This is a genomic window from Myroides odoratus (assembly GCF_001549985.1).
GTDB lineage: Bacteria > Bacteroidota > Bacteroidia > Flavobacteriales > Flavobacteriaceae > Flavobacterium > Flavobacterium odoratum_A.
Genome location: NZ_LROZ01000040.1, coordinates 1 through 2,020, shown reverse-complemented (window position 1 = coordinate 2,020; position 2,020 = coordinate 1). Strand labels below are relative to the sequence as shown.

Below are 2,020 nucleotides of genomic sequence, written 5' to 3'. Positions count from 1 at the left end.
ACCCAAGATAATTCCTCCACCAGCACCTAATCGGCCTAATCCCTGAGTGACTAACCCTCCGGAGAACAATCCTGCTGTGCCTGTCGCACTGTGCCCTGAAGGATCAATCAAGTTAATCGGATCCCCAGCACAATACGCATAAGCATTGATTCCACCCGCTCCAAATGGGCTTAGACTATCGGGACAGGTAAATCGCATCAGGATTGGGCTATACGCGCGATACCCATCGCCCAAATGGTAATGCCCACTGATGGGATCTTTTCGCTCTCCAGTAAAAGCAGGTAGGTATTCCTCTGCTTCTCCTTGTCCATACGGTCCAAACTCATGTAGTTCCCCTTGAGAATCGCCGTCTTTCACCGACCACAACAAGCTCTCATGCTGCCCACTTGCCGTTAAAGTAACATGTTGATCATCATTAACCGCTAAGCAGGTAGCGCCACTTTTAATCCAACGCACTTTTTTATCCTCTTCCACCAGCACCTGATTCACTAGTTCTCCTGCGCGGTAATACAGTTGACAGTTCTTATCGCCTGCTACGGTTTGATTGACCAGTTGATTATTCGCGTTGTATTGGTAGGTGCTATCTTGCGGCCCTTCGAGTTCAACAAGTCGTCCAAAAGCGTCATAGCTTAGGTTTCTCCCTGCTTCATCCACTGTCATACGCCCACAAGTGTCGTACTGTAAATCAATAGCAGAAGGATAGGATCCATGGGAATGCGTCACACGGGTCAACTGCGTCGGGTCTTCGCTATTGTCGTAGTGATATTGCGCTACATCGACCTGCTGATTTTCCAAAGTAGTTTCCACTCGAGTCATATTATTTAGCGCATCGTACTGATACACTTGTTTGCGAAACGCCTGTCCATAGCCATCTTTTGGGAATTCACTTCCCTTGATGGTATATTCCACCAAGCGATTGCGCACATCATAGGTATACTCCTCTTCTTTGATCTTGTTGCCATTTAATTGGGTGGTTTGCCTGGATAATAAACCATTCTGAAGCCAGCTGCGCTCTAAACGCAGTTGCGTTGCTTTACTGTCCTTGATGATTTCCACCACCGGTTGATTGAATGCATTGTATTCAAACTCCGTTTCTATTTTGGTGGATGAACCGTTATCTTTTACTGTTTTTCTGTCCAGACGTCCTAGGGCATCATAGTATAAATCAGCCGTTACATCCTGATCGACAAGGCGACTCACCCTGCCGTGCTCATCGCGTTCATATCGGGTTTGCGCACCTGTAATATCGCTATGTGAAATGGGTTCCCCTCTCAGGGTCCACTGATAATCTGTATCATACGTATCGCCATTCACCGTTAGTGTTTCTGTTTCAAGCAATCCGTAGTCGTTCCAATAATTCTGATTGGAAGCCATTCCCTCTGCGGATTCAATTAATTCTCCCGTGGTGTGATCGTATTCAAAGACTTGGGTTAAATCATCCGCCTGGATTTGAGCAATGGCATTGCCCAGCTCAACAATATACGCGTAGTCTAGGGTGGTTCCATCGGGTTGAATCACCGTGGAGGGAACAGGAGAAGCATCCTCATAGAGGTATTCGGTGGTACGACCACCGGTTTGTCGCTCAAGCAAACGACCTAAACTGTCAAATTCTTGTTCGCCCAATACCCAATTTCCATCAGCGCTACTCACTTCAATTCTCGCGATTTCACTTCCTGTTAAATAGGGAACATAGGAATATGCTAGCGTGGTACCGTCTTCCAGGGTTTGGGTAAGTACCCGTCCATAGGCATCATAGGTGCGTTTCACGCTATGCCCTAGCTCATCTACTTCTTCGCGTAAACGCCCCAAACCATCCCAATAGTATAATTTGGTTCCTACCACCTGTCCTTGCAGGTCGATGCGCTCTTCTTTTTCCAAGAGCTGACTCTTACGATACATGGTTTTTTTCCATTGTCCACTGCGCATACTCCCGCCACTTTGCCATCGCGAGGAGGTCAACCTAATGGGATTGTCTTCTTGATGCGCCTTGATACCATTGGTAAAGTGAAGCATCGCCATT

1 protein-coding gene is annotated in these 2,020 nt (G+C 47.1%); it reads right to left on the bottom strand.

Annotated features, from left to right (window positions below; translation table 11 throughout):
* On the bottom strand, window positions 1-2,020 hold a 2,020-nt coding region (locus tag AWV75_RS18115), incomplete at both ends, for an RHS repeat domain-containing protein (protein WP_197429612.1).